The sequence below is a fragment of the Sediminibacillus terrae genome (genome assembly GCF_009602435.1).
GTDB lineage: Bacteria > Bacillota > Bacilli > Bacillales > Amphibacillaceae > Sediminibacillus > Sediminibacillus terrae.
Window position 1 is genome coordinate 510,313 of sequence record NZ_VZDQ01000011.1, and the last position, 19,583, is coordinate 529,895.

Genomic DNA, 19,583 nt, shown 5'->3' on the forward strand with positions numbered 1-19,583 from the left:
TTCTTATGCAAGGAACATGCGCGCGCTGTATCTTCCTTGCAAGTTTATTCCTAATCAAGGAACATCTTTTCCGTGACAGGCTTTCCAGCATCGCTAACTTTATGAATATATGTTGTCTCTATGTATCCACCCTCATCATTTCATTTTTATTACAAACGCTTTACGATTGTAACACAAAGTCCATCAATGGAGGAATGCTAAAAATAGGAATTTTAAAAGAATGATAAAAAAAGTCTAAATCCTCGATCGAAAGACAATTTTCCTAACTGTATGTCCTCAATTATCAACGCTGAAAGATAATCTAAGTAATTTTTGCCGCATGGGTAACAACTATACTTCACATAAATTAACATAAGAGTGCCTTTGTTTTTCGTTTCGTCACCATCGACAAAAAAAGACACCTGTTAAGGTGCCTAATTTTAATTAGTAGACCGTTCTTAGTTGAAAATCATAGCCATATGATGAAGTTGTTCCTGCGCGAACAACTAAGTAATACCAGGAATTTCCGTCAACGTACATTATCTTGTCGTCGTCTTCTAAAAATCCGATTTGGTTATAGTTTTCATCATAGATTTCCATGTTGTAATATGCGTCTAAAGAAAAGATGCTAAACCCTGCTTCTGTTGAATATGGAAACATAACTTTATATACCGTAGGATCTGCATATCTGTTTATTATAGTTCTTGTATAGGTCTCCCCAGCCTCAATCTCATAAGCCCTATCAAAGTTAATATCATCCACAGACTGCACAGTTACATTCTTTTCATTCTCCTGTGCAGATGCGGTTGTCGTGAATCCAACCACCGCCAAGACCATTACGCCTACTAGTGTGAAAAACTTCTTCAAAAAATCTCCTCCTTTAAATTGGAAAATAAATACTTTCACTCCTATCATCGGGTGATTTTAGATAAAGTTTAGAAAAAAATTGAATTTTTTCATAAATAATCCTAAAGAGTTTTAATCAATCAATTCAAAAAGGAGAAGCTGGTCTTCGCCGTCCCTCCTTCCAATTTAAACACAAGGACGATGTTGAGGCATCCTGAACTTTTCGGACATTTGAAACATATTTATTGCGCTTTCAAACGGCTTCTGTTGTGACTTACCTTATCCCTGCAGGAGTTGTGGATCCACTATTGGAAGTTATACATAACACTGCCTTGAGTATTAAAAATGGACACTGACTAAGCAGTTGCGTTCGCAACTTAGTCAGTGTCCTCAGGGTTTCCTTATCTCGGACAACTACTCTAATTTGATGACTACAATAACCAAATACTCTTTTTTAACAAAATTCTTCTTTGTGTACATATGTTCATCTTGTTCCAAAGGAGTACCTTAATTTTTCGATAAGGTTAAAAATATACCATTTCCAATCTTATTCCTCAATAGCTTCAATAATATAGACCATCTCATACTGATTAGTACTTAGACTACAGGAAATGCAGTTTAAGATAGACATATATGGCCATGCTTTAGAAATTGCAAATAAGGAAGCAGCGCAAAAAATTGGTCATGTTTTGAAAATCAGCAAAAAACAGCCTCTATAAAGAAAAGAACCCTTATCTATCAAGGGTTCTGGGTATGATTCCGATTGGGCTCGAACCAACGACCTCCACCCTGTCAAGGTGGCGCTCTCCCAGCTGAGCTACGGAATCACAATATAATATTTTATCGACAACTATTACTTTAATAGGAAATTCTCTTTTTGTCAACACTATTCTTTTTTGCCTTGTCTCTTATGAAAGTATAGGCGGTAACGAAGGGGTCAGCCATGCTTTATCATGGAATTTTTCTTACATCTTGCTTCCTTCGCGGACAGTTCCTAGTTGAGCAATACGTTCGGCAATCACCGCTTCAAAGTCTCCCTCTAACGTGATTTCTTCCGAAGCGAAAGGAGCAAGCCCGGTATGATGACCGATCATCACGCTGTGTCGTGCATTCTTGAACATCTGGATATCATTCGCATCGTTTCCGAATGCGATATATTCATCTATCCCTAGCATCTTTAACGCTGTATGTTTATCAACATTTTCCGGACTGATATCCAACACATTTTCTTCTGAATGGCGGTGGATCACAACATCTATTTCTTCCAGCTCCCTGGGAAACAGATCCATATCATCGGCAAATAGAATAAGTGCTTTTACAATGGAAGGATGCTGTTCTATCGGTATATTTTTTGCTAAATTGCCTGGGTCCACTTTGCTTAAAATGGGATGGTCTGCAGGCCCTGTATAGGAATAGTCCCACTCTCCATCAACTAAATATGCTGCATTTTGACTTTTGAGTAAATGGTTTATGATTTCTCTTTGGTGAAGCGAAAAGGCTGTCTTGTTCGTAAGAATTCCCCGTTCGGAAGTCAGTGATCCATTTCCTCCTATCATGGGATATGCATGAAATCGAGAATCAAGAACTGGCAACATGTCCCGGATCGGGCGGGCCGACGCAAAAATAATCTTGTTGCCCTGTTCCTGGGCCTGTTCCAACACTTGCAGAATGGTTTCTGATACGGGGTTTCCTTTGAAACAAATTGTTCCATCCAAATCAAACACAATGTTCATCTTTTCTAATCTCCCTGCCGTCTTTTACGCTTATTATAACATGGTATATCTACAAAAAAGGGCTTTATCTTTTTAAAGCGCTTTCTCTTCTGGTAAGATGGTATAAATGAAACCGGAAAAGAAGGGACTGTTTGTGTGTTCAGTCAACAAATCGCGATCAAGCTTGAAATTGCTGCAAAGCGGGCATTGAATATCAAAAAGAAAAATTCGATGGCCGGGATTATTACGGTCGATTATATAGAAAACAGCCAGGGCGCGTTCACCGTTTTATGTGCCGCCCTGGCTCCCTATTACTTGAATGCAGCCGATGAAGAACGAGTGGCGCTCGATGATATTATTGATCGCTACCAATACTTACAAAACTGCAGCATCGAGGATTATTACAAAGGTACGGACCGGGCAGCGGAAGAGTTGAAAATTTTGCTTGATGATCTCGGGGTGCATGGAACCGATTGAGCCCCTCTAATCAGCAGGCACCTCTTTTGGTGGTTCCGCATCCGCTTCCGGTACTTCACGTTTCTGATTTTTAATGGTTTCCGATGAAAAGATATTGATCAATACTCTCCCATTTACTGCTTTTGCGCGAATTAATATAGGTTGGTTATAATCATTTTCGAAGGTGAAATCCGGCCCATACCAACTGACTGTAGCGTCTCTTCCGGGCGGTACATAAGGAACGCGGCGACTGTGGGAATATCTTTCAATTATTTTCACGCCTGCCTGGTCGACTGCGTTATACAGAGTGGAGGAAATTTGGCAGATTCCCCCGCCGATATCTTCCGCCAATTCCCCTTTTACAATCACCGGGGCCGGCAGGTAGCCCTTTTCCTTCGTACGTTTTCCTACTACACCATTAAAAGAGAAGGTTTCGTTTGGAAACACGACATGGTTGTCAATTGCCTCGGCAGCTAATGCTACGTTTTTTGATCGTTCTTTATTGCTTTCATTATAATAAGTGACATACTGGCCGATTTTTCGCTCACGGATAGAAGCAAGCAATTCTTCATCGACACGTGGGTGGACGACCCGGAGCGGTGTCTCCACCTTGGAAGCTTCACCCCCATAAAAGTAGCTCGCAAATTGGTGGTTGAACTGTTCCCGATCAAGTTCACGGCCAGGTTTTGCCGGCTTTATTTGTCCATTTTCATCAATTTTGGCATTGACTGGTTCACGATATACCTGTGAAGCGACTTCTTCCTGGAATTGATTGTATTTTGCCATATCAAGCCACACTCCATCTATATAAGGAAGACTCGCATCTTTACCTGTTATCTGATGGATGGTTTTACCTTCATGGGTGACCGTGAACGCCGGCGGTTGTTGTACTTCTGGCAGGACCGGGTGCTTTGGCGGATCGGACGGATGCTCCTGAATCGGTATAATCGACGTTAATAAAATAGATACAAGAAACGTTTTCATATGGATACCTCCGGTGTTAGTATGGATGAAAACAGACAAATCATGTGAGTTGATTGGTATTGCTTTTCGAGACATTTTGGGGTCAGTCCCTATGTGAATTATTCACAGAGGGACTGACCCCGCTCGTGGTTTATCTTCATTTTTTTTGGGAAAGCTACGAGGAAATGACGATAAAAGGAGAATGGGCATGAAAGTGAAAGCTGCTGTAATTCATGGTAAAGGGGAAGATTTTCAAATAGAAGAAGTGGAATTGGCGGAACCAACCGACAATGAAGTCTTGGTTAAAGTGGTTGCTTCCGGGGTTTGTCATACGGATGCGGTCGCCAGGGATCAGGAGGTCCCTGTCCCGCTACCGGCAGTTCTCGGTCATGAAGGCTCCGGTATTATTGAGAAAGTCGGTTCCAATGTCCATACGGTCGAAAAAGGAGATCACGTTGTACTGTCCTTTTCATCTTGTGGGCATTGTGAGAACTGTTTATCCGGCCATCCGGCTTATTGCCTGTACTTTAACGATTTGAATTTTGGTGGGAAAATGAATGACAACACCACTCGGATTAAGCAGGACGGAGAGTCTGTTTCCAGCTTTTTCGGCCAATCCTCTTTTGGAACTTTTGCCATCGCCAACGAACGAAATGTGGTGAAGGTAGATAAAGATGTCGACCTTGCTTTGCTCGGACCGCTCGGCTGCGGCATACAAACCGGGAGCGGTACTGTATTGAACAAGTTACAGCCGAAATTTGGTGAAACCATTGCTATTTTCGGCTGCGGAGCTGTCGGTCTTAGTGCTGTGATGGCAGCTAAAATTGTCGGCTGTTCCCAAATCATCGCAATCGATGTGCATGACAGCCGCCTGGAATTGGCGAGAGAATTGGGGGCCAGCCACGTCCTTAATGGCAAAGAAGTCGATACAGTAGAGGAAATCCGCAAGCTGACCGGCGGGGGCACGAACTATGCGATTGAAACGACCAGCGTACCTGCTTTGGCACGCCAATCCTTACAAGCATTGAAGCCATTGGGGATTTCTGCAGTTGTAGGAGTCACTCAGGAAACGGAGTTCAACGTTTTTGAAGATATCATGGCATTGGGTAAAGGGCTTGTGGGAGCCATTGAAGGAAATGCTATCCCCCAACTGTTCATTCCTAAGTTGATAGAGTTTTACAAAAATGGACAGTTCCCATTCGATAAGCTTATCGATTTCTATGAACTAAAAGACATCAATCAAGCTTTTGCTGATTCAAAACAAGGCACCACTGTAAAACCCATTGTCAAAATGGCACATTAAATGTTAGGGGGGGACAGTCCCTCTGGGTATATTTCCCCAGAGGGACTGTCCCCCTTTTCCCCCTTTTTCCTCATTATGGTTGCTGATGGCTTCTTGGTTCGTTAACCACTACTTCGTCTGGATAAATGGTATGGTTTTCCGTTTTATTGGCCAGGAAGGTTTTATAAACTTCTCGATCATTTTCCCCTGTCTCGACTAAAACAACGATATTTCCGTTTTTCAGATGGCGTTCATATTCCTTGGCATGTTCTTCCGGGATACCTGCGCCCACGAGCGCACCGACGATACCGCCACCGCCCGCTCCGATGCCTGCACCCGTCAATGCTGCAGCAATCGGCCCTGCGGCAGCGATTGCCCCGACACCAGGGATTGCCAAAAGACCGACTTCGGCTATCAAACCGGTAATCCCTCCGAGAACGCCACCGGTACCTATCCCGATACCGAGTCCTTTTCCGGCATTTTTGCCACGTCCACTCTTGTCTTTGCTTATACTGGTATCCGTTTCATCGCCAATCGCTTCTGCATCATCGCTATCCTTGGCAAATACAGATATATCTTCTTTTTTATAACCTTTTTCCTGTAGCTCTTTAATCGCTTTGACGGCATCTTCCTGTGTTTTAAAAACCCCGCCGATCACTTTGCTTTCCATATAAGTCCGCCTCCTTTTTAAGGTTTTACAAGTCTATACCCGGCAAATTCAAAGATAAATCGTGACTGGGGACTGTCCCCCGAACCTTTTCGTTATCGCTGTTTATTGTGAATTAATTCACGGAGGGACTGTCCCCGTGTCCTCTTCCCTGCACTCATATGTTCTTTTTTGGTGGTTTTATGTTAAACTGGGCTTAGATTTGTTTAGTTGGGGGCGACAGGGGGAATCTTATAGGATACTTCTTCGCTGCATGTTTAGAGGAGTGAGTCACAATGGGTAGAAAAGGAAAGATGCTTGATCGACAAATCGACAGCAAGTACTTAGATGAAACCATGACGATCAAATGGTATCTGCCGGAGTCTTTCTCTCCTTTGTACAAGTACCATGTCTGTATCATGCAGGATGGAAATGATTACTTTCAACTCGGGCGGATAGCGACATTGAGCGATCGGCTGCATAGCGACGGAGAGATTGAAAATACTGTTTTTGTAGGGATTCATTATAATGATAAATACGACCGCCAGGATAAATATCATCCAGACGGAACTAAGCAGACCGCTTATATGCAGTTCCTTCTTCACGAGGTGGTTCCGCTGTTAGATGAAGAACTGCCGACATATCACGTGGGTGGCAGCCGTGCACTGATAGGTGACTCACTGGCTGGGACATTGGCTTTGATGACTGCTTTGAAATATCCGAACACTTTCGGAAAGGTAATCATGCAGTCGCCTTATGTAGATGAAAAAGTCTTCCATGCTGTTCAATCTGCCAAGTCGGTCGACACCCTTGCCATTTATCACACAATCGGGGACGAAGAGACAGATGTTCCGACAACAGCAGGGGATCGCAAAAATTTTTTGGAACCGAATCGAAAACTTCGTGATCTTATCGAACGACAGAATACCAACTATGTATATCACGAGCTGGAAGGAAATCATACGTGGAAGTACTGGCAAAAGGATTTGAAACGGGCGCTTGTCACGATGTTTAATGGCTGACGAAAAAAACAACCTTACTGTTGATATTTAAAACGTTCATCCGTAGACATTCCTTCAAGCAGAGTTTTTTAAAATTTGTGCATTTTCATCAATTTTGGCTACGCCCGTTTTACCAATTTTTGATATAATGGTTGGTAACCGAATTGGAATTAGCTACATGATCAATCAAAATACCAAGCTATTCAATATTGCCTAACGTAAACCAATCATACAGGAGGAATATTCATGAGATATGGTATTGCTATTTTCCCAGAGAAGAAAATTCAAGATACGGCTAATTCATACAGAAAGCGGTATGATCCGCATTATGCACTCATTCCGCCGCATCTTACATTAAAAGAGCCGTTCGAGGCCAATGAAGATGATTTAAAACAGATAGTGGGAGAACTACGTAAAGTGGCTGCGGAAACCAAGCCCTTTCCGTTGCAGATTCACAAAGTAAGCTCCTTTTCTCCCGTGACTAACACGATATACTTAAAAGTCGAACCTGTCGACGAATTGCTTAAATTGAATGAAAGATTGCATACCGGTAACTTGCCGCAAGAAAAAACGTACACTTTCGTCCCGCATATAACCATCGCCCAAAAGCTTTCGCATGATGAATACTCGGATGTATTCGGCAGTTTAAAAATGCAAAACTTCGACCTGGAACAGACAGTCGATCGTTTTCAATTGATGTACCAGCTGGAAAATGGCGCCTGGACTGTTTTTGAAACCTTTACGTTCGACGAGGAGCAGAATTAAACAATGCAAGTCAAACAAGTAGCAACAGAAGCAGAACAAAAACAAGCATACCAAGTAAGGAATACTGTTTTTGTCGAGGAGCAAAACGTCCCTGCGGAACTGGAAATCGATGATTTGGAAGAGAAAGCTGTCCATTTTGTCGGCTATGAAAATGAAAAGCCAGTGGCAGCAAGCCGGCTCCGATTCGTCGATTCGTATGGAAAGCTGGAAAGAATTTGTGTTCTCAAGGAGTATCGAGGCCGTTCTTTCGGTTCCCAGATAATCAAAGAAATGGAAGCTGCAATTCGGGAGAACGGATTTCAAAAGTCCAAACTGAATGCCCAAACGCACGCGGAGGAGTTTTATAAATCACTCGGTTATCAAACCGTTTCCGGGGAATTTATGGACGCCGGGATCCCTCATGTTACCATGATAAAAGAATTATAAAGAAGAAAATCGAAACCTTGTCTTTCCGGCAAGGTTTTTTTATTGCCTACACCCTCCTCAGCCCTCGAAATTCCGATACGTCATTCATACGTTTTTTGTATGAAGCCAGAAGTAATGGGCAAGGATAAAAAAGAATGGCAAGGGGGTTGTGAAAATGGATAACGCCGTTTCTATATTAGTGGAGACGATTTTTGGATTCTTCGCATTGTTTTTGATTACGAAATTTTTGGGCAAAACCCAAATTACCCAGTTAACTGCTTTCGATTTTATCGCTGCACTCATTCTCGGTGAACTGGTCGGAAATGCTTTGTTCGATGATCAAGCAGGATTGTTTGAAATCGGCTACGCGGTGTTGTTATGGGGCGTTTTACTCTATGTGACAGAGATTATGACCCAAAAGTTCAAAAAATCACGCAGGCTGCTGGAAGGAATGCCGGCAATCATTATCAACAAGGGGCATCTGCAACGTGAACAAATGAAAAAAAGCAAACTTGATATCAACCAGTTGCAGCATCTGCTGCGTGCTAAGGGGGCTTTTTCTGTTAACGAGGTAGCCTTTGCCATCCTGGAAACAGATGGATCCATTTCAGTCATGAAAAAGTCCCAGGCCCAGCCCCCGACACGCCAGGATATGAATCTTCAGCCGGAGGAACCACTGTTGGCCTTCACCCTCATATCAGACGGTGAAATACTTTATGACAATCTAGCAGAAGCCGACCTAGATGAAAAGTGGCTGCATACGGAACTTTCCAAGCAAGAGGTCCAGTCACCGAAAGAGGTATTTTTTGCAGAATGGAAAGAGGGCCATCCGCTGCATGTCCAACCGTATTGATCAAGTTAGTCCTTAAAGCTTTCCAGTTATTTGGACCGCCGTTCCAGTTTTCTATTCCGTGGGAACTGCTCGGATAAAAATCCATTACTTTAGACGGAGTAAGTAAGGAAGGAAAAAGAGAGGCGGTTCATGGATACAATCACTTTTGACGGAGCCGTTGTCTTGGAACAGGAGACAAGATTGATGACCTGTATAAACTTAGACTGGACTGACACGTACCGAATAGAGTATGTTTTCCATTTTAGTTGATTATCTTGAAGACCCAACGGTAATCCTTTATCTCGCTCGTTACCCGATTTTGCTTTAGAAGTGCGATCAAATAAGCAGTAACAGCAGTACGGAACAATAGCCATTGTGATAACTGAGGAGTCCGGACTTGATAATGGGCGCACATCGATGCAATCACATCTTCATGCGTCATACCATCCTTTTTTTTGCCGATTTCCTCCTCAAGCCAATCAAGCAGCTGCTTGTGATAGTCGAGATTCGCCTGAACAGTGGATTGGAAATTCTCTTCAAAAGTACCGTGGCCGGGAACCGAGCCCCGACATGTGACTGTCAGCAATTTATGTAAGCTATCCATAGCAGTCTGTGCATCGGTAAGATAAGGTATTCCATGCTTTTCCAATTGTTTTTCACCAAAGTAGCTATCCCCAGCATAGAAAATCTCCTGGTAAAGGAGCCCGAGTTGATGATAACTGTGACCGGGTAAAAGAATCGCTTCGATAGAAAAACTGCCGATTTGGCAAAACCCTTCCTCGATCGTTTGGTCTATTTTAATCGGAGTACCTTCCAAAAACTTGTTTCGCAGCTCGGACAGCGGGTCGTTTCCACCAAACAAATACAGCGGTTCGAGGATTGGATATTGCAAAATCGCTTCTTCCAAAATGGGTGCCGCTGTATGCACAGTGCGTTGATTCTGCAGATAGTGGGCACCTCCGTAGTGGTCTGAATGAGCATGGGTGATAAACAAATGCGTCAGGGGCAATTCCTCCTGCATCAACCGTTTCAACACCTTTTTCATGGTGGATGCGTCAATCCCCGCGTCAATCAGCATACCTTCCTCCCCGTTCCGTAAATAACCAATATTGACAGGACCGTGAAAATAAAAGCATGTATCTTCTTTCAATGTTTGAAATTCCATCATACCTGCTCCTTTTCTACTAATTGAACAGCCCGCCTTGCCGGCAGTTACGTCTGCCGATTCAGCGGGCCTGCTTTCGTTATATGGTTTCGCTAAAATGGCGTCCTTTTCCTGTCACATCAGCGTAAACTTTTTCTGCTAAATAGGATTTATGGACGGTCCTTGGAGTATAAAGAGATTTTTTCATTTCGTTAGGTTTACGATCAGCTTCCGAATTACTGTCCTCTTCTTTTTCGATTTGTTTGTGCTTGGTGTCCAGGTTAGCCTTATAAACACCTTCGATATAAAACGGACTAGGTGCACTTCTGGTGACACGCTCTTGGTAATCCTGATATTGATAAAGCGGGACTGGCAGCATATACCCCATCTAATTCACCCCTTTTTCCTACCTTTGATTATTCATCTATACCCGCTTTTCCCACAAATTATTCTAGTGCTTACTCCTTATTTATAAATCCTTCCAATTCCTTCATGACGGCTTCCAGCTGAGCTATTTCTTTCTGGAATTGCGTATTCCAGGCACTGGCTTTGCTTTCCAATTCAGCAATGTGCTTTTCCGGCAGGCGCAGCCACTTTTCGTTTTTGTGTAAATGCTTTTCGATTATTTGCAAATTCTTTTTTAGGGGAAAGACGTCGGACTTGTCAGCCATATCTTCACCTCTTTTATGAAAAAATCGTTTGGATGCAAAAAGAGACAGCAAGTCAGCTGTCCCTCTGATACTAAATCCAGGAGAACCCTTTTCTCCCATCCTCTTCATGATGAGCCTCTTCTTGTTCATCGTCTTTCGTTTCCACTGCTTCTACTTGTTCCTTTTCTTCCACTTCCTCCGCTTCTACCCTTCTTGGTCCGAAAAATGGATCCACATGTCGCCGTGGTTGTCGTGGCGGTTCAAAAGTGACATTATCCGCTTTGATTACCAAATCTTTCACGTAAATGACCTTTTTCTTTTCTGACATTTCCTTTCACTCCCTTATTAATGCTGCTCAGTTGGCAAGGAAAGGCTGATCCCAGCTTTCGTCTTACCCGATCACCACCACAAGGCTACAGGCGGTGAGGACGAAAAGCTGAGCGTTCTCCAATGAGCGCTCCTTTTTAGTAAAGTATTGATCGCTACTATCCTATGTGAATGTCTCATTTCGGGTATAGACATCCGCCCTGTTCCCAGGGATGTACAGAAAAAAAATTCCTGAAAGGCAAAACGATATATATGGTATTTGCCCACACACTAACCCCTTGCGAACATATTCTATTAAGGACAAAAGTCAATCATCATTGGAAAGGGGTTAGATAGAATGAGTTGTGGAAGTGATTATAAAACTGGCAGCTGCGTATGCGATATCCTGAGGGAAATCTCCGATGCGCAGTCAGATGTACTTTCTGATTGTACCACCAGCTGTGAGCAATCCATCAGCGACCTGTTAGGCGGTAACGATCCTAGCAACAATGGTTTGGACACAGTACCAGTTATTCTATACTGCAAAGGAAGCTGCAAGCCTTTCAAAGGATTTGGTGTGCCATCCGACGACTTGGGCGACGCAACCAGCAGTTTCTATTTCCGGGTGAAAACTGTGGACGACGACTGTTGTGCAGTATTGGAATTGCTGCGTGAGCCAAACGATCATGACGACGATCCAAAATCTCCAGTTGACCAGGACACCAGTCATCTAGAAGTGACTGGCATTTGCATCACAGTAGATTTGAACTGCTTCTGCCATGTTACTTGTCTGCCAGCCATCAGTGCTCTGTAATTTTCACAGCAATAAACATTTCATCGAAAGAAGTCCGGCCATGGACGGCCGGACTTTTTCTTGCTTAAAATCCCAGTAGTTTAATACTTTTGATTGTTTCCTGATCGATTTTTGCTTTGAACGGACGCTTGATCGTCTTCATGTACACAGTTCCTTCTTGATAGTCGTAGATGATTCCCCGATGTGTATCTTTATCTGTGACAACTTCGCATTTCATGCGGGGTACCGTCCTCGGCAGTCCGACAAAGTAGTCGATTTTCTCTTCGTTTGTCATGTCCCGAAACCGTTTGCGGCTCGTTCTTTGGGTTATAGCTGTTTCTTTCGCTTCTTGTTCATTCCCTGAAACTTCCGCCGGCTCTGTATTTTCTTCTGTCTTTTCTTTTGCTGTGCCCTCCGTTTCAGCAGGGGAATGCTCTGATTGTTGCAAGGCATTTTCTTTCTCTTCCTCTTCCGATTCTTTCCCGTTACTTCGCTTCCTAATTTCTTTCTCCTTTATGGAGCTTCCACGATCTGGTTTCCGTTTCTTTTTTCTCGGTGTACGGTAGTCGGTTTGCATGGAGGCAGTTGGCTTTTCCATTTTGGGCTGTGTGATATACAGCATCGGTTCACGGGCGGTGTTTTTGTTTCCCTTCATAAAAACGGCTTCCTCCCATTCTTCAAAACTCTTCCCCACATTATATGAGTATTTCCTAGGGATGTGCCTATTTTTATAAACACTATCATTGGAAAAGGAGTTGCTTGTGTTGCAATAAGTATAAACTACGACATAGTTTGAATGCGTCTTCCTGACTTCCTACTTTTGTTAAGTTGGAGTTCGACGCTGGGAAAATACCCTGCGCTTTCCGCGGGCGGCTGGTGAGCTTCCTCGAGCTGACGCTCTGCGGGATCTCACCGAGGCCTTTCCTCCCGCAGGACAAGGAAGGCTGCGGCAGCGATGCATCGCACGAAGAAAATTGTTTTGTATTTTCGAGGAGTCTCCGGGTATTTTCTTCGCTAGGAACAGCTTTCTGTTTAGAAACGCGTGTACTAGACTTTTTTTATTCATCGTACTCCATGCACCGTATCATCAAATAACATTGCTAGAAAAACAAGCGGAAAGTCCAAGGTAAAAAGACGGAACTCCAACTGTCTTTTATGAAAAGAAATACCTATTTCCTGACAAACGTTTGTAAGATGGCTTGTTGGTTCTCAAGGTAAAAGTCTACGATTCCGTTAATCAGCCTGCTCCTTAGCGTAGGTAGCATACGAAGACTCCTGCGGGAACAGCACGAGCTGAAGATCCACTTGGTAAATCGCTTTTCTTTACCAAGTTAGCTGAAGCCTTGCCCGCGGAAAGCGAAGTATGCTACCGAAGCGGTGGGTAACACGCTTTTTGAATAGGCAATGGAACTCCCCGCTACAGTTAGTCCGCAGTTTAGGTCCACTCCAACCTTCAAGGCCACACAAATATAAAAAAGGAGCTATTGCAAAAACCGCACACCAATGGGCGTGCGGTTTTCACTCTGTATTTTTTTGTTTAAATACCGAGAATGCTAAAGCCGGAATCGACATGGATAGTTTCCCCAGTCACTCCCCGGGAAAGATCGCTCATCAGATAATAGGCCGTATCGCCAACTTCTTCCTGGGTTACTGTCCGGCGCAACGGAGCTTTTTCCTCGATTTGCTTCAGTACACTGTTGAACTCGCCGATACCTTTTGCTGACAGGGTGCGGATCGGACCTGCAGAAATGGCATTGACTCGTATGTTGCGCTTTCCTAAGTCATTGGCCAAATACTTCACACTCGCATCAAGACTGGCCTTTGCGACTCCCATGACATTGTAATTTTGCACGACACGTTCTCCACCTAGATACGTCATGGTCACGATGCTTCCGCCCTCTGTCATCAGTTTTTCTGCAGCTCTTGTAACAGCGACCAGTGAAAAAGCACTTATGTTTTGTGATAACAAGAAGCCGTCCCTGCTCGTTTCGACAAACTCGCCCTTCAAATCTTCTTTATCAGCGAATGCAATACAGTGGGCTAGTCCGTGAATCGTGCCGACATCTTCACCAATTTGCTGGAACGTGGCGTTGACCGCTTCATCATTGGTGACATCACATTCATAAAACAGTGCATCCTGTCCTTCCAATGTGGATACTAACTCTTTTACCGGCTTTTCAAACCGTTCATTGGCATAAGTGAAAATCAGTCTTGCCCCGGCTTCATGCAGGGACCTTGCAATTCCCCAGGCAATACTCCTTTTATTGGCCACACCCATCACTACATATGTACGGCCTTCCAGTGAAAACTTCATTCTTTTTTCCTCCTTGAGGTTGCTTGCTTTTTAATACTAGTTATTAGTACCTGATACTATTATTATCTTATCGAAACTTTCCGCTAAACACAACTGATTTACCGAAATCAGCCCTGCCTATGCTTTTGGCACGTTCAATTCCCAAGGTACACCATACTTGTCTATCACTTTCGCATATCGAGCGTTCCAGAATGTATCCTGCAGTTCCATGGTAACTTGACCTTCGTCGGCTAAAGTCTGATAAACATGCTGGATTTCATCCTCACTTTCAAGCGCTAAGCTTATATCGATCTGATTTCCTTTGACCGGTGCTTCCCCGAACACATCGACAAAGTAAAAAACATTCCGATCATCGACGTGCAGCTCGGCGTGTATGTACTTTCCTTCGTGCCCGTTAAACATTTCTATCCCATCAGCCAGTTGTGTATTTTTGATTTCTCCACCGAAAACCTGCTTATAAAACATTAACGCCTCTTTGCAATTTTCCACGGTGATATGCGGAATGATCCTTTGCATGAACATCCACTCCTTTTCTTCATTTCCATCCATTCTTTTCATTCTCTCTATAAATACAATAATCCTGCCCGACATAAATGCCGGACAGGATTTTTTTAAAAGCCGTATTCCAATAATGACTGCAATTCTTCCACATATTCAGAAGAACCTGTCACGATAAGATGATCCCCCAACCGCAGCTCCGTATCCCCATGAGGGACGATGGAGTCTTTTCCTCGGAATATCCGCACCATGATGACATCGCCAGTGAACGGAAACTCTCTGATTAGCGTTTCATCATACACAGGGTTATTCATATTAATTTCGTACAGTGCGCTCTCCTGTTCAGTCAAAATATCCACGACGCTCGGCGCTACGATCAACGCTTTGAGCAACGCCTTGCTGGAAAGCAATACAGAGAAAACATCGATTCCCATTTCTTTCAATTCTTTATCGAGTCCAGGTTTTTCCACACGGGCGATGACACGCTCGACGCCCTTTTCTTTCGCATAGGAAGCAATTTCGGCATTCTTCTCTTCATTCCCGGTGGATACGACCAGAATGTCCACATCGAAAACGTTCTTTTTTTCCATTAACCCAATATCATAACTGTCCAACTGGGTGATATCGAAAATCGATCTGGTGATTTTCTCATCGAGCTTTTCCATTTTCGTATGGTACATATAGATTTCAAACATATTGTTATCCAACTCACGGACAACCGGCAATGTTGCCTGGTTCGTGCCGATGAATGAAACGACTTGCTTATGTTCCGGTTCCACATTATTCACATATAATTTTTTGAAAACCGGCGGAGTTACCAGACAAGTCAGAACTGCCACCAAAATCAATGCACCTTCCATCTGGTTGTCGATGATGCCCATTCTTTCTCCAATCGTGGCAGCAGCGATTACCAAAGATAAGGTTGTCGTCAGAATCATTCCGGAACTAATAACCGTCCGCCAATCATACCACTTCCTCATAATCAGCACTGGCACCAATTTAGATACCAGCAGTGCGATAAATAGCAGCGGAATCAATGCCAGCACTTTCGGATTGCTGAACAAAGACCATAAGTCGATATCGACACCGACCATGACAAAAAATATCGGAATTAAAAAGCCATAACCGAAGCTGTCCAGTTTTTGGACTAAATCCTGATTGGGAGATAACAAGGAAACCAAAGCACCGGCCAAAAACGCTCCGAGGATGTTTTCAGCACCTACTGTTTCCGACAAGGCAACCAGGAAAATGATCAGTGTAAATACGGCGCGTGTACCGATTTGGATGGTTCCTTTCGACATCGTCTCCAAAAATGTCTGGTTCCGGAAACGTTTGCCGACAAAATACAACAAAACCCCGGCACCGAATAGTATGAGCAGAAGCCACATATTGCCTGCCTCTTCACCATAAAACGAAACAAACACCGCCAATAAAATCATTGTCACAAGGTCGGCGATCACGGCAATCAACAGGATTGTCTGACCGACAGTCGTCTTCATTGCCTGTGCTTCTTTCAAAGTAGGAACGACAACACCGAGTGAAATAGTGGAAATGATCAATGTCATCAAGAACATATTGTCGATAAAGCCGCCCAGCACGAACAAGTAGGACAACAGAAGGGAAAACGCCAATATGGCCAGGAACACGATGATGGCAATCCATACAGCGCTAGGCTGTTTATTTGCTTGGCTGTTGTTGCGTTTGTTTCTGCCCTTCTTAGCAAATATCGTAAAGTCTATTTCCAAACCGCTTAAAAACATGAGAAAAATGAATCCCAACGTGGAAAGTGTCTCCAGCCAGGTGCTGTCATCTACAATGTTAAAGCCGCTATGTCCAATGATCAGCCCGACGATGATTTCAGCTACGACTACAGGAATGGCTTTCAAACGTAGGCGATGCATTAATATCGGGGTGAAAAATGCCGCTAAAATGACAATCACCAGGGAGGTTACTGATTCTCCATGCTCCATGTGTTACAACCTCCTAACCATGTATTAGTAAATTCATAAATGCTGTAGCCATTCCAAAATATATCAAGACCGAGATGATATCGTTGATTGTCGTGATAAATGGCCCGGAAGCTACTGCTGGGTCAATATTGAGCCGGTGCATCATGATAGGAATCAAAGAACCGGCGATGGTGGCCACAATCAGCGTGGCCATGATAGAAATTCCGACTAACAAGCCGAGGAAGATGTCTCCCTGCCAGATATAAACAACCAGGGTGATCACTGTCCCGCAACATAAACCGGTAATCAGTCCTGTACCGGCCTCACGGGCAATCATTTTCCACTTTCCCTGTTTTTCAAATTCTCCAGTGGCAATGCCTCGGACGGCAACTGCCAGAGCCTGTGTACCAGTATTCCCCGCCATACCGCCAATCAAGGGAATAAAAATCGCCAAGATGGCTACCTTGTCGAGGGTCTCTTCAAATCTGCCAATCAAACTTGCCGTCAGCAATCCGAGAAACAGCAGGATAATTAACCAGGGGAGACGTTTTTTCGCAGATGCAAGTGCACTGTCGTCCGGACTGTCTACGTCGGAAATACCTGCAAGCTTGGAGTAGTCGTCACTTGCCTCTTCTTCCATGACATCCATAATATCATCCACCGTGATGATTCCAAGTAAATGGTTCTGAAAATCGACTACCGGCAGCGCCAGGAAATCATAGTCCCGCATCATTTGTGCAATATCCTCCTGGTCTTCTCCGACAGGAACAGAAACCACCCTTTCGCTCATGACATCGGAAATGAGCCAATCTCCCTCTGCGATTATCAAGTCACGAAGCGACAATACACCGACAAGCCGTTTTTGATCGTCGATCACATAGGTATAGTAAATCGTTTCGGCATCTGGCGCTTCCTTGCGCAAATGCTTCATTGCCTCTTTGATGGTCTGATTGGCATTAAGGACAACGAATTCCGTCGTCATGATGCTCCCTGCCGTCTTTTCTTCGTAATGCAGCAGCTGCTTGATTTCTTCAGCAGCTTCTTTGTCCATTATCGTCAAATAGCTTGCTACCTTGTTTTTTTCAAGCTGGTTCAATATATCCACCGCATCATCCGTGGACATTTCGGCGAGGACATTCGCTGCAAAAGCAGTTGTCATTTCGGTGAAAAACGGCTCGATTTCTTCTATATCAATGTTTTCCATTACCTCGGCAATTTCTTCCGATGCCAGATAGGAATAAATCTGTTGGCGCACCTGCTCCGATTGTGTTTCGAAGATTTTTGCCTGATCGTAAGGATGCAGCTCGAGAAACTCTGCACGAAACTGGTCGATTTGCTTGTTGAATAAAGCAGTCTGGATTTTTTCCCAATATTGTTCTCTTTCTTGTTCATCTAAATGCTCCATCCATACAACCCCCTTACCTTTAGAAAGTATTATCGTAAGTGCCGGCCGACTTTTTGTCAACGACAGAAACGTGAACATATGATGTTGTTTTCGTATTTTTTGTTTGGAATGCCAAAACAACGCTTAAAATTATAACCAATTTGATGTAAACTGAACTATGTATGACTTCGGCTTCTTTTTACTTTCCATAAACAAGAAAGTAATTTATTCTATATTTTATCGAAAAAAAACCATTACAGATACTTTTTTGCATTAAGGCATGTCTCATTGGACAGAAAACCTCATCTAAATGTACAAGAAAGACTTGATTGTTTCAATATATTGAATGAAATCTTTGAACCGGATGTAAAATGGCTGACTGTTTAACTCCGTAAGCAGTCAGGAAAGAAAGGGAACCTTATGAATTCAAACAACAATTCTACAATCGATTATACATTGATATTTATCGTGCTTTTGCTTGGAATCGTCAGCTGTTTTACGCTGTATTCTGTGCAACCGTACTTGGGCAGTGAAGCGCAAGATAACTACTTTATAAAACAGATAGCCTGGTACATCGCAGGTGGCATAGTAGTGGGCGGGATCATGTGGATCGATTACGATCGCTTCCGCCATATTTCGTGGTATTTATATGGAGCAGGGATGGTCACGCTGCTGATGCTGTTCTTCCGTTTCCCGCCGCAAATTATCCATACTGCCAATAACGCGACTAGCTGGTTCATATTTCCAGGGATAGGGACCATCCAGCCTGCGGAGTTTTTCAAAGTGTTTTTAATCATCGCGTTAGCGCAAGTCATGGTCAGCCATAATGAAAAATTCAAAACACGCACCAATAAAAGTGACCTATGGCTAATAGCAAAAATAGCAGCAGTCAGTCTGCCTCCAATGGGGCTTATTGCCGTACAACCTGATTTAGGCGGTTTTCTTGTACTGGCCGCGATTGTTGCCTGTATGGTGCTTGTATCCGGCATCCGCTGGCGCGTGTTGCTGGCAGTATCACTGCTTGGGCTCATGTTGATAGCGGCAGTTATTGGTTTGTCGGTCATGTTTCCGGACACCGTAGGAACAACTTTGGAAGAAAGTGTCTTCAAGCACGTAGAGAGCCGTTTCTATGGATGGCTTGACCCTGAAAAATACGCAGAATCTGGATACCAGTTAAAAAAAGCGATGCTCGCTATAGGTTCTGGCCAACTGACTGGTAAAGGGCTGCAGGATTTCGAAGTGGACGTCCCAGAACGGCAAACGGACATGATTTTCACTGCCATCGCAGAACAATTCGGCTTTGTAGGTGCCAGCATCGTCATTACTTTATTGTTCTTATTGATTTACCGGCTGATTTACATCGCTTTGCAAAGCAATGATGAATATGGCAGCTTTATAATCACCGGCTTGATCGGAATGTTTGCTTTTCAAATCTTCCAAAACATCGGGATGTCGGTCCAGCTCCTTCCGATTACCGGCCTGCCGCTTCCGTTCTTAAGCTACGGGGGAAGCTCGACGCTTACCTATATGATCGCGATCGGGCTTGCCTTGAATATCCGATCGCGGACAAAACAATATATGTTTGATTAACCATCGGGGTGGAATGCTAGAAGGTAGCATCCGCCCTTTTCGTTATGGATAAATAAACTCGGAACAGG

The 19,583-nt window shown here is 43.7% G+C and carries 21 protein-coding genes and 1 tRNA gene; 8 read left to right on the forward strand and 14 right to left on the reverse strand.

The features are described 5' to 3' along the window. Nucleotides 1–423: 423 nt before the first annotated feature. The 3 genes from F6X55_RS05135 to F6X55_RS05145 form a co-directional block, all read right to left on the reverse strand. Nucleotides 424–846, reverse strand: coding sequence for a hypothetical protein (locus tag F6X55_RS05135; protein WP_026571625.1), 423 nt, complete (start codon nt 844–846; stop codon nt 424–426). Between the two features lie 733 nt (nt 847–1,579). Next, nucleotides 1,580–1,652, reverse strand: a tRNA-Val gene (locus F6X55_RS05140). Nucleotides 1,653–1,790: 138 nt separating this feature from the next. Beyond that, nucleotides 1,791–2,558, reverse strand: coding sequence for an HAD-IIB family hydrolase (locus tag F6X55_RS05145; protein ID WP_153462263.1), 768 nt, complete (start codon nt 2,556–2,558; stop codon nt 1,791–1,793). A gap of 135 nt (nt 2,559–2,693) precedes the next feature. Between F6X55_RS05145 and F6X55_RS05150 the strand changes: the two genes are divergently transcribed. Continuing rightward, nucleotides 2,694–3,014, forward strand: coding sequence for a hypothetical protein (locus F6X55_RS05150; RefSeq protein ID WP_026571076.1), 321 nt, complete (start codon nt 2,694–2,696; stop codon nt 3,012–3,014). A gap of 6 nt (nt 3,015–3,020) precedes the next feature. On the opposite strand, the gene F6X55_RS05155 is transcribed toward F6X55_RS05150, so the two are convergent. Then, complete coding sequence (locus F6X55_RS05155) at nt 3,021–3,977, reverse strand: VanW family protein (protein ID WP_153462265.1); 957 nt, start codon at nt 3,975–3,977, stop codon at nt 3,021–3,023. A gap of 187 nt (nt 3,978–4,164) precedes the next feature. Between F6X55_RS05155 and F6X55_RS05160 the strand changes: the two genes are divergently transcribed. Then, nucleotides 4,165–5,259: an NAD(P)-dependent alcohol dehydrogenase gene (locus F6X55_RS05160; protein ID WP_153462267.1), complete on the forward strand. Its 1,095-nt coding sequence runs from the start codon at nt 4,165–4,167 to the stop codon at nt 5,257–5,259. A gap of 73 nt (nt 5,260–5,332) precedes the next feature. On the opposite strand, the gene F6X55_RS05165 is transcribed toward F6X55_RS05160, so the two are convergent. Next, the gene (locus F6X55_RS05165; protein WP_153462269.1) at nt 5,333–5,908 is read right to left on the reverse strand and encodes a general stress protein; all 576 of its coding nucleotides are present in this window, start codon (nt 5,906–5,908) and stop codon (nt 5,333–5,335) included. 272 nt (nt 5,909–6,180) lie between these two features. Between F6X55_RS05165 and F6X55_RS05170 the strand changes: the two genes are divergently transcribed. From F6X55_RS05170 to F6X55_RS05185, 4 genes are all read left to right on the forward strand, one after another. Further along, a complete protein-coding gene (locus F6X55_RS05170; protein ID WP_026571080.1) occupies nt 6,181–6,906 on the forward strand; it encodes an alpha/beta hydrolase in 726 nt (241 codons plus the stop codon). A 225-nt stretch (nt 6,907–7,131) separates the two neighbouring features. Then, the gene (locus F6X55_RS05175) at nt 7,132–7,650 is read left to right on the forward strand and encodes a YjcG family protein (RefSeq protein ID WP_026571081.1); all 519 of its coding nucleotides are present in this window, start codon (nt 7,132–7,134) and stop codon (nt 7,648–7,650) included. Nucleotides 7,651–7,653: 3 nt separating this feature from the next. Then, entirely contained in the window at nt 7,654–8,076 is a 423-nt protein-coding gene (locus tag F6X55_RS05180) for a GNAT family N-acetyltransferase (RefSeq protein ID WP_026571082.1), read from the forward strand. Nucleotides 8,077–8,230: 154 nt separating this feature from the next. After that, entirely contained in the window at nt 8,231–8,908 is a 678-nt protein-coding gene (locus tag F6X55_RS05185; protein WP_026571083.1) for a DUF421 domain-containing protein, read from the forward strand. A 241-nt stretch (nt 8,909–9,149) separates the two neighbouring features. On the opposite strand, the gene F6X55_RS05190 is transcribed toward F6X55_RS05185, so the two are convergent. The 4 genes from F6X55_RS05190 to F6X55_RS20035 form a co-directional block, all read right to left on the reverse strand. Next, nucleotides 9,150–10,052 (reverse strand): MBL fold metallo-hydrolase, encoded by a 903-nt coding sequence (locus F6X55_RS05190; protein WP_026771728.1) that lies wholly within the window; start codon nt 10,050–10,052, stop codon nt 9,150–9,152. A 79-nt stretch (nt 10,053–10,131) separates the two neighbouring features. Beyond that, nucleotides 10,132–10,419: a hypothetical protein gene (locus F6X55_RS05195; RefSeq protein ID WP_026771729.1), complete on the reverse strand. Its 288-nt coding sequence runs from the start codon at nt 10,417–10,419 to the stop codon at nt 10,132–10,134. Between the two features lie 70 nt (nt 10,420–10,489). After that, nucleotides 10,490–10,810 (reverse strand): hypothetical protein, encoded by a 321-nt coding sequence (locus F6X55_RS05200; protein ID WP_235162459.1) that lies wholly within the window; start codon nt 10,808–10,810, stop codon nt 10,490–10,492. Continuing rightward, the gene (locus tag F6X55_RS20035; RefSeq protein ID WP_026571087.1) at nt 10,773–11,009 is read right to left on the reverse strand and encodes a hypothetical protein; all 237 of its coding nucleotides are present in this window, start codon (nt 11,007–11,009) and stop codon (nt 10,773–10,775) included. The genes F6X55_RS05200 and F6X55_RS20035 overlap by 38 nt, the downstream gene beginning before the upstream one ends. A gap of 336 nt (nt 11,010–11,345) precedes the next feature. On the opposite strand from F6X55_RS20035, the gene F6X55_RS05210 reads away from it, so the two are divergent. Next, on the forward strand, nt 11,346–11,801 hold the full coding sequence (locus F6X55_RS05210) for a CotY/CotZ family spore coat protein (RefSeq protein ID WP_026571088.1): 456 nt from the start codon (nt 11,346–11,348) through the stop codon (nt 11,799–11,801). Nucleotides 11,802–11,865: 64 nt separating this feature from the next. Here F6X55_RS05210 and F6X55_RS05215 read toward each other — a convergent pair whose 3' ends face one another. The 5 genes from F6X55_RS05215 to mgtE all read right to left on the reverse strand — a co-directional run bounded on the left by F6X55_RS05215 (nt 11,866) and on the right by mgtE (nt 17,946). Further along, complete coding sequence (locus F6X55_RS05215) at nt 11,866–12,435, reverse strand: CotO family spore coat protein (protein ID WP_026771730.1); 570 nt, start codon at nt 12,433–12,435, stop codon at nt 11,866–11,868. An 882-nt stretch (nt 12,436–13,317) separates the two neighbouring features. Then, on the reverse strand, nt 13,318–14,094 hold the full coding sequence (gene fabI / locus F6X55_RS05220) for an enoyl-ACP reductase FabI (protein ID WP_026571090.1): 777 nt from the start codon (nt 14,092–14,094) through the stop codon (nt 13,318–13,320). A 117-nt stretch (nt 14,095–14,211) separates the two neighbouring features. Then, nucleotides 14,212–14,610 (reverse strand): VOC family protein, encoded by a 399-nt coding sequence (locus tag F6X55_RS05225; protein WP_026771731.1) that lies wholly within the window; start codon nt 14,608–14,610, stop codon nt 14,212–14,214. 95 nt (nt 14,611–14,705) lie between these two features. Further along, nucleotides 14,706–16,562 (reverse strand): monovalent cation:proton antiporter family protein, encoded by a 1,857-nt coding sequence (locus F6X55_RS05230; protein ID WP_026771732.1) that lies wholly within the window; start codon nt 16,560–16,562, stop codon nt 14,706–14,708. Nucleotides 16,563–16,575: 13 nt separating this feature from the next. Beyond that, nucleotides 16,576–17,946, reverse strand: coding sequence for a magnesium transporter (mgtE, locus tag F6X55_RS05235; protein WP_026571093.1), 1,371 nt, complete (start codon nt 17,944–17,946; stop codon nt 16,576–16,578). 399 nt (nt 17,947–18,345) lie between these two features. Between mgtE and F6X55_RS05240 the strand changes: the two genes are divergently transcribed. Continuing rightward, nucleotides 18,346–19,515 (forward strand): FtsW/RodA/SpoVE family cell cycle protein, encoded by a 1,170-nt coding sequence (locus F6X55_RS05240; protein ID WP_026571094.1) that lies wholly within the window; start codon nt 18,346–18,348, stop codon nt 19,513–19,515. Nucleotides 19,516–19,583 lie beyond the last annotated feature (68 nt).

What these genes read in the sequence shown, in the direction of transcription:
- F6X55_RS05145 (WP_153462263.1), bottom strand. Translation starts at nt 2,558, where the DNA reads ATGAACATTGTGTTTGATTTGGATGGAACAATTTGTTTCAAAGGAAAC.
- F6X55_RS05155 (WP_153462265.1), bottom strand. Translation starts at nt 3,977, where the DNA reads ATGAAAACGTTTCTTGTATCTATTTTATTAACGTCGATTATACCGATT.
- F6X55_RS05160 (WP_153462267.1), top strand. Translation starts at nt 4,165, where the DNA reads ATGAAAGTGAAAGCTGCTGTAATTCATGGTAAAGGGGAAGATTTTCAA.
- F6X55_RS05165 (WP_153462269.1), bottom strand. Translation starts at nt 5,908, where the DNA reads ATGGAAAGCAAAGTGATCGGCGGGGTTTTTAAAACACAGGAAGATGCC.
- F6X55_RS05170 (WP_026571080.1), top strand. Translation starts at nt 6,181, where the DNA reads ATGGGTAGAAAAGGAAAGATGCTTGATCGACAAATCGACAGCAAGTAC.
- F6X55_RS05175 (WP_026571081.1), top strand. Translation starts at nt 7,132, where the DNA reads ATGAGATATGGTATTGCTATTTTCCCAGAGAAGAAAATTCAAGATACG.
- F6X55_RS05180 (WP_026571082.1), top strand. Translation starts at nt 7,654, where the DNA reads ATGCAAGTCAAACAAGTAGCAACAGAAGCAGAACAAAAACAAGCATAC.
- F6X55_RS05185 (WP_026571083.1), top strand. Translation starts at nt 8,231, where the DNA reads ATGGATAACGCCGTTTCTATATTAGTGGAGACGATTTTTGGATTCTTC.
- F6X55_RS05190 (WP_026771728.1), bottom strand. Translation starts at nt 10,052, where the DNA reads ATGGAATTTCAAACATTGAAAGAAGATACATGCTTTTATTTTCACGGT.
- F6X55_RS05195 (WP_026771729.1), bottom strand. Translation starts at nt 10,419, where the DNA reads ATGGGGTATATGCTGCCAGTCCCGCTTTATCAATATCAGGATTACCAA.
- F6X55_RS05200 (WP_235162459.1), bottom strand. Translation starts at nt 10,810, where the DNA reads ATGAAGAGGATGGGAGAAAAGGGTTCTCCTGGATTTAGTATCAGAGGG.
- F6X55_RS20035 (WP_026571087.1), bottom strand. Translation starts at nt 11,009, where the DNA reads ATGTCAGAAAAGAAAAAGGTCATTTACGTGAAAGATTTGGTAATCAAA.
- F6X55_RS05210 (WP_026571088.1), top strand. Translation starts at nt 11,346, where the DNA reads ATGAGTTGTGGAAGTGATTATAAAACTGGCAGCTGCGTATGCGATATC.
- F6X55_RS05215 (WP_026771730.1), bottom strand. Translation starts at nt 12,435, where the DNA reads ATGAAGGGAAACAAAAACACCGCCCGTGAACCGATGCTGTATATCACA.
- fabI (WP_026571090.1), bottom strand. Translation starts at nt 14,094, where the DNA reads ATGAAGTTTTCACTGGAAGGCCGTACATATGTAGTGATGGGTGTGGCC.
- F6X55_RS05225 (WP_026771731.1), bottom strand. Translation starts at nt 14,610, where the DNA reads ATGCAAAGGATCATTCCGCATATCACCGTGGAAAATTGCAAAGAGGCG.
- F6X55_RS05230 (WP_026771732.1), bottom strand. Translation starts at nt 16,562, where the DNA reads ATGGAGCATGGAGAATCAGTAACCTCCCTGGTGATTGTCATTTTAGCG.
- mgtE (WP_026571093.1), bottom strand. Translation starts at nt 17,946, where the DNA reads ATGGAGCATTTAGATGAACAAGAAAGAGAACAATATTGGGAAAAAATC.
- F6X55_RS05240 (WP_026571094.1), top strand. Translation starts at nt 18,346, where the DNA reads ATGAATTCAAACAACAATTCTACAATCGATTATACATTGATATTTATC.